Genomic DNA, 7,356 nt, shown 5'->3' with positions numbered 1-7,356 from the left:
CTTTTGTTTCTAAACTCTCTAAAAGTTTTGTTCTCCATTTTTGGTTTTTTGCCCATGTTGCCATTGTATGCCAAAAAACCCCCAACCCCCCCCCCCCCCCCCCCCCCCTGTTCCCGTGAGTAGCGCGTCAGTCCATTTGATCCAGTTATCTAACGTAGTTCCGATTGAACTCAAGAGACCAATCGGAGCTATCAATGCGCCCAGACCAAGACCTAATTTACCGAGTTTTACCATGAACAGCGCACCACCTTTGCCCCCTGTAGCGGCGACAGTGGCTTTAAACCCCTTGTCTACTAACGCTATGTACGCGTTCTGGTAGACAGACAATGCTGCAGACATGACTCCAGAAAATGCGCCATAGAAAACGACGTCTTCTTTAATGGTGAAGTTGCTGGTCAGTTTGTCCCAAGTATCATATGCCTCTTTGAAGTTCCTGGCTTGGAAAAATAGTGCTGCCATTGGTATAAAAGAACTTGTTAATGCTGAACTTGCCCCGGGTTCTCCATAACCTCGCAGGGCTCCTGTTGATAAATTTTTAATTGGGCGTCGACGAGGCCGGATGTCATTAAGTTTGTTGCAATTAGGCTTTCTTGAATTTGGGTCGATAGGATCAGTCGTTCTTTACGAGCGATTGCTAGTTGGCCATTCAGATGTGCCTATTCTACTTTGGAGTAATCTATTAAGCATCGAAAATTGCCAAGTCTTCTTGTTTGAAAAGCTTAAACTAACCAAAGGGAAAACATTTATTTAACCGGAATAAATTTTTCCCTTTGTCTGCGTAAATGCACCCCATTCCCAAAACTTCAGTGAGGATTGTTTTCTGTTTGCTATTCTGAGGTGGAAAATTTGATGTTGAAGTAGTCGAGTAATGTCTGGCCTCTTGATAACGCCTCACGAACCTCGGCGCTTTCACGTAAAAGTTCCTCACTCGGCTTTACATGCCGACTGGAAGGCAGTGGCTTTGACCACTGCAATATTTCCTTGGGGAAACCTGCTTTAGGTCGTTTATTAACCCACCCCGAAATGTAGCAAGGTAAAGTCCATCCACTAAAAAACTGAATTATCAAAAAACCCCAGATATAGCGAGGAATGGAGTGTTCTTTGCGATAGGTTCGACGACATAAATGGAAGAAAGCGACGCTTCCTTCTTCAAGTTCATCCGATTGTTGCTGTGGTAACGCTGAGGGGCCTTCTTCCATATATGCGCGTATTGCCTCCCACTCAGATATAGCAGAACTTAAATTTCCGCTTGAAACGGAGGACCATAGTAGATCACCCGTGTCTTTATCGCGAAGCCCGATCATTAGTTTGAATTCAGGTAAGACAGCATATTGCGTTACTAATGTTCCAGAAGAGACACAGGCGATAGTGTCTTCCCACGATACATATCGTGGGCTACTGCCTCTTATCGGAACAAAAGCCACCTCCCGTCGTTCACGATTAAATCGAATCGGGGGGTGCACTGTAATTTGACGAACTGATAAATAAAAAACTACTAGGTATAAAAAAGCTAAAGTTAACACGATGGTCCAAACTACCGGCCCGGAAAAAAACTCCCACCAGCTTTGAAGAAACGGCTCAAATTGCCTTCTAATCCAAGACAGATAGCCAGTTGCTATAAATAGAAAAATGATGAAAAACATCACCACGCCAATGCCGACTCGCGACATAAACTCAAAGTTTCCGCGGCCCACTGCAAAATCGAGAAATGTGTCATTAGCCTCTCGATGTAGTTGACGACTGCTGAAAGGTGGAAGACCTGTCGGTACTGGTTTTGGTGAGAGATAAATAATCTCGATACCAGCTTTTTTTTCAAAATCTCCGGCGTGGGGTAATCTGCTATATTTAGTCTCAGACATGTAAGTTTTCCGGTTTGATTTCGACCCATTTTAATGAAGGGTGATGTTTGACTGAAGAATCACCTTTTATCGGTGATTTGGTGCCGGATGATCGAAGAGATATCGCATAATACAAGAAATTCTCCTCAGCTTTTAGCGGCGAGTTAGCAATATCTGGCTGTACGCTTAAGCGTACTCGTAACTGCGCTTGCTCACCACACCAACTATCTGGTATTTGGAGTCTGAGTTGGAGAGGGTTAATATTAATTAGTGTGAGATTGCTTTTTACTTCATCGGCGACATCTTTTTCTTTTTCTGTTATTTGTGCCGCCAGTTCCGCTTGGAGTCGTAGGGGGGAGTTGCTGAGTCTTTCAAGACTGACGCCTGGTAGGTTTATCGAGACGGTTCTCGGTGTTGAGTCAGAGTCGGAGTTTGTCTCTTTCGTTGTAAGTTCGTCAGTGATCGTTGGACGCAAATTTGCCTCCGCCAGAATTTGGGAGTGCGTTGCCAAATCCCATTGCTTGTTCTCGAGCCCCCAGCAACAATTAAGCATCCAGCGTTGCTGATCATCAAGGTTAAAATAGTTGTATAAGGATTCACCTCCTAATTGAAGCGCTGATAATCCTAACGACCACGGAGTTAATCGAGCGGAAAAACTCAGGAAGCGTACTCCTCGTGTCCCCCACGCATACCCAACTGCAGCAGCTCGCTGTTCGGCTCCGGCAGTCACATACGTTCTACCAATAGAGCCCAAGTCCCACATTCCTCGTAGTGTAGTAGCAGCTGCAATACCCGTATTCCCTACATCCCCAGTCATGGCCATGAAGGCGCCCGCTTTTTCGCCTGCACTTCCTGTTAAGAGAGCACCTGTCCATTTGTTCCAATTGTCAATGCTGGTGCCTGCTGAGCCGATTAGCGTCAATGGTGCAATTATTGATCCAAGTCCTAACCCAAGTTTTCCAAGTTTAGCAGCGAATATTCCACCTGCTTTGCCATTAGTGCTGGAAGTGATTGACTTGAACCCTTTGTCAACAACGGATATGTATGCATTTTGATAGACGGAAAGTGCGGCTGCGCTTGCACCCGTGAGAGCTCCGATTAGAATTGCTTGTTCCTTGAATGATTTTTTTCGTGGGCTGCTATTCCACGTGTCTAAGGCTTCACCTAAATTCCAAACTTGAAAGAAAAGAGCTGCCATCGGTATGGATGTACCTTTTAACGCACTTATAGCAGCACCAGGTTCTCCATATCCTTTGAACGCGCCAAGCCTCAGTTTGTCTATTTCAGTATTAAGTAGATTTTGTTGTTGGGCATCCAGTTTTAATTTTGCTCCGATGTACCCTGCAGCTAAGGTGTTCGTAGTGATCGTGCTGTCTTTGAGCTGGTTTAATATTTTTTGACGCTCTTGCAGTAGTAGAAATAGTTGTTGATTTAACAGTGCTTTTTCTGTTTTGGCATTTGCTTTGTTTATATGTCCCTGAATATCACTGCTCGCTACTATGCGCTTGCTCTCTTTGTGAGCGCGATATCTTTCTTTTTTTAGTTGGTCTTCGTAGTCTAATATTTCTCCGAGCCTGGAAACTCGGTTGATGAAAATATCTTTATCTTGGGCTGTGTTTACAAAGAGCGTCATGCCTTCACTACTAAGGGATTTCATTACCCCAAGCCGATGCGCTCGGTTGCTTTGGCTGAATAATTTGTCAATATGGGTTTTTAGCTCAGGTCCGTTGAGCTTTTCCTGGAGTTCGGATAGCCAGTTTTGGAGGCGTAGTGCAACTGCAGGTGAGTAAGCTGCGTTTATGGCATAACTCAAGTTTGCCGCTTCTGGAGATAGCGTCATCGTCCAGTGTTGGCCCATCATAGAATTTAAAGCACTAGCCCTTTCTTGTGCGTCTTGGAGACCACTTAACAGATTTTTGCGATCGTCGTTCCATTTAAGGATGTCTCCGGCTTTTTTCGTAAAAAAGTCGCTGTCTAATCGTGAAGCGAATGCAGGCAGATAGTAGTAAGGTGCGCCATGAAAAAATTCGCCAACTAAAATTAAACTTTTATCGGTTCTACATAAATCTCTCACGCAATTACTTTCACTAATCAAAGCGTATTTGAGTTGTTCCTGTACATCTGCATCGTAATACCATGCACTAATATGGTATTCGCTTTTTGTAAAAAAATTTACGCGGTCAGAGGTGATTTTATTCAAATGCTCTGTCCAGCGCTTCATATGAGAACGCTCCAACTCCAAATATTTGGTCATTTCTTCATGACGTACCAAATCATGAATGCCGCGTGCGCCCAGTCCCTTGCCTTCAACCGCTGCGTGACTCTTGTCTTCGAGAACCTCTATATCGTCCTTTAGGTCACGGTAGAGATCCTTGCCTAGCGAGTCTTCCATCGTTTGTTTTTTAAGCGCGACAGTCTGCTGAGCTGCGCGCGTCTTGGCATCATAACCTCGACCTGGGTAGTAAGCTTTCTCGGGTTGACTTGTTTTGATCCCGCTTGAATCATTCTTCGCGTTAACGTAGTCGTAAATTTTTTCACGCTGCTCGGGGGTCGTTTTCTCAAACAGAGCGTCACTGGTGCCGGCCTGTCTGGCTGATTTCTCACTGACTACCATCAATGTTTCGATGTAGTTACCAATCGAATACTTGAGATCGTTTTTCTCTTTAATCGCCCACTCTTCGAGCCAGCCGACGACGGTATCTTGATCTTGAGCAAGATCGCGCATGACTCCGATGCTGTCTTTGAATACGAGAAAGAAGTGATCCTTCTCATAAATTGGCAGTAGTGATTTTTTAATAGCACCCAACTGCGTCGCCTTGAACAGATCCTTCTGGTCTTCCCAAACGTAGTCTTTGCTCTCATCTGGGTGTGCGCCTTCCGGCAGGTTTTCAGTCGAAGGTTTTTCTGCGACTTCCGCTATCCACTTTTCTGCCTGTTTGTCTGTGAGCAGATGTTTACCACCCTTTTCTGCATCGGCGCCGGCAGGGCTGACCTTCTGCATGAACAGGTCGCGCTCTTTTGGCGATTTGAGCATTTGCGAGCATTTATTCGCAGTCCACTGAACTTCGGCGTAGGAAACGTGAAGTGTGCTCCCTCGGGGAAAAATCAGCGCGTTTTCGCCTGCGGAGCCAGTGCGTACGTCCTGGGCCGCCTCTTTACCCTGCCATATGCATTTGGTCACAACGCCATTTTTGACTTCGTACTCGTGCATGTACCCGGTGCTGTTGTCGATGACATACAGCCAGCCGTCCCTCAGCAATCGAATGCCCATTGGGCGCGAAGCTGTTTTGTAAGGCAAATATAATTCGGAGGACGGATCGAGGCGCTCCACAAGGCCATAACGGAGTGGGATCAGCTGCACTTTTTCCTTTAAGTGCGGGCAGCCACCCGTTGCGCATTTGCTGTCGGTCCGAGGCAGGTCGACAGCGTTCGGGTTTTTAGCGGGTTGGCTCATAGTGGAATTCCTTTCCGGCAACTGGCAGCGAAGCTGATTTTCCCTGCGTGCTCGATTTCTGGTGATGACGTAAGTATTGGATGCGGGTGGGTTCGCTCGTCCCGCAGAGGGCTGAGGTCTGTCCCTGCGCCTTCAGAACCGCACTCTAGAAGCGATTTTTTCAACTGTGACGTAGTGTCACAAAAAGCGACTAGCTGGGCAAAGCGTGAAGTTCATTGAAACCATATTCTTTGATCGGATCACGCCGCCCGTTCCCGTGCAAGATCGGCGACCCGTTCGAGTCGTTGTGCTGGTGTTTGTTCCGATGGGGTTCTGAGTACGGCGTCGAGGTCTGGGTGTTCTTCCAGCGCTCGCTCGCCAAGAAACCCGTGAATGTTGGCGTACAGAGCAATATCGAGTTCGGTGTTGAACCCGCGATCGTAGGAGGTTGATGCCAGGGCATGCAAATGCTCCCAGCGTTGCTGCGGTGTCGACTGGCTTTGATAGGCCGGAAAGTATTCGAGCATGTGTTCGTTTAGGCGCATCACCACGTTGCGAAAATTTACTTCATCGAGACAACTGAGTTGGTCATCACTTAAGCGATAGCGTTTGCTGTAATCAGGGTCAGCAGTTTTGCGCGGGCGTTGGTTCAACTGCCAGCAATTCAGGGCGGCGTCAGCCGTCACGACCTGTGTGCAAGGTCCGAACAGGGTTGGGTCCTTGATGGTTTCTGCATGTGCGAGTAACGCATGCATAACGGCGGGATCAGCGATGCGTAAGAGCACCTCTTCACCCTGCGGGTGCATGACGCTGCTAAGCCAGCGGAAGTGGGCGAGCAGTTGATCCCACGATTGGTCACTGAATACCAGATGACCCCATTCCTGGCGCGAGGCATTGAGGAACTGAGTGAGGATCGGGTTGTTCTGGGTGTTTATGCGTACAAAGCACGGCGAGATATCACCAAGTTCGGCCCAACGCGTTCCGAGGTAAAGCGGCTCGAATTCCGGGTTCTCGCTCCACTGGTACAAGTGCTGTGGAAGCTTCTCGACGCTGACGCCATCCAGCAGTAATCCTACCGTGCCATTCCACGGCAGCCCCAGGGGTAAACCATTTTCCAGTGGCCAATCGGTCTTAAGCATTCTGAGCCTCCAGTTTAGCCTTCTCACACACCGCACAAATCGGCTTCTTCTGCATCAGCGCCTGCCGCTGCGCCGGCACCAACACCTGCCCAGCCTTATCCGCATCCGCCTGCTTCAACGGCCCCGGCAACAACGGTGCCGCGCCAGTCCCGCTACCCGGCCCACCACCGGAGTTCATGTTGATGACAGGGCCGCTCATGGTCACGCCGCCGGCATCGATCTTGATGAAGCTGCCACCGCCAATCAGCGTCAGCTCAGCACCGGCCTCCATCACCACTTTCATGCCGCTGCTCAGGTGGATTTCCTGACCGGCGTCGATGAACTGCCCGGTGCCGATTTTCACGTGCTGATTCACACCCACCGTCAGGTGATCACTGGCCTGCGCTTCGACCTTGCGATCGGCATAAACGGTGTGATGTTCTTCGGCTTTGAATTCCGTGTAGCTGTTCTTTTCGACGGTGTCGTGCCGTTCGTTGCCGACGCGAATCTTCTGGTCGTGCTCGATGTTTTCGTCCCAGTCGCGCTGGGCGTGCAGGAAGATTTGTTCCTGGCCTTTTTTGTCTTCGATGCGCAGTTCGTTGAAGCCGCCGCCGCCCATCGAGCTGAGGGTCTTGAAGGTGCTGCGCGTCTTGTTGGCCGGCAGGGCGTAGGGGACGGTGTTTTCCTTGTGGTACAGGCAGCCGCTGATCAGCGGTTGGTCGGGGTCGCCTTCGAGGAAGGTGACGAGGACTTCCATGCCGATGCGTGGGATGGCGATGCCGCCGTACTGGGCGCCGGCCCACGCTGAGGATACCCGCAGCCAGCAACTGGTTTTGTCATCGGCCTGGCCTTCGCGGTCCCAGTGGAATTGCACTTTGACGCGGCCGTATTGATCGCAGTGGATTTCTTCACCTTTGGGGCCGGTGACCACGGCGCTCTGGCTGCCGAGGATGCGCGGTTTCGGGTG

The 7,356-nt window shown here is 49.2% G+C and carries 5 protein-coding genes; all 5 read right to left on the bottom strand.

The window, feature by feature from the left end; all coding sequences use genetic code 11:
* Positions 1-18: 18 nt before the first annotated feature.
* On the bottom strand, positions 19-459 hold the full coding sequence (locus ACP7BN_RS27560) for a hypothetical protein (protein WP_426206960.1): 441 nt from the start codon (positions 457-459) through the stop codon (positions 19-21).
* Between the two features lie 368 nt (positions 460-827).
* Positions 828-1,859: a DUF6708 domain-containing protein gene (locus tag ACP7BN_RS27555; protein ID WP_426206958.1), complete on the bottom strand. Its 1,032-nt coding sequence runs from the start codon at positions 1,857-1,859 to the stop codon at positions 828-830.
* Positions 1,852-5,292, bottom strand: coding sequence for a toxin VasX (locus tag ACP7BN_RS27550; protein ID WP_426206957.1), 3,441 nt, complete (start codon positions 5,290-5,292; stop codon positions 1,852-1,854). The genes ACP7BN_RS27555 and ACP7BN_RS27550 overlap by 8 nt, the downstream gene beginning before the upstream one ends.
* A 239-nt stretch (positions 5,293-5,531) precedes the next feature.
* Entirely contained in the window at positions 5,532-6,410 is an 879-nt protein-coding gene (locus ACP7BN_RS27545; RefSeq protein WP_426206956.1) for a DUF4123 domain-containing protein, read from the bottom strand.
* A partial coding sequence (gene tssI, locus ACP7BN_RS27540) for a type VI secretion system tip protein TssI/VgrG (protein ID WP_426206955.1) occupies positions 6,403-7,356 on the bottom strand: 954 nt, incomplete at its 5' end. The genes tssI and ACP7BN_RS27545, both read right to left, overlap by 8 nt.

The organism is Pseudomonas sp. TWP3-1, from assembly GCF_049896625.1.
In the GTDB taxonomy this organism is placed as follows: Bacteria; Pseudomonadota; Gammaproteobacteria; order Pseudomonadales; family Pseudomonadaceae; genus Aquipseudomonas.
The sequence above is the reverse complement of the archived record's forward strand: the minus strand, read 5'-3'. Positions and strand labels throughout refer to the sequence as shown.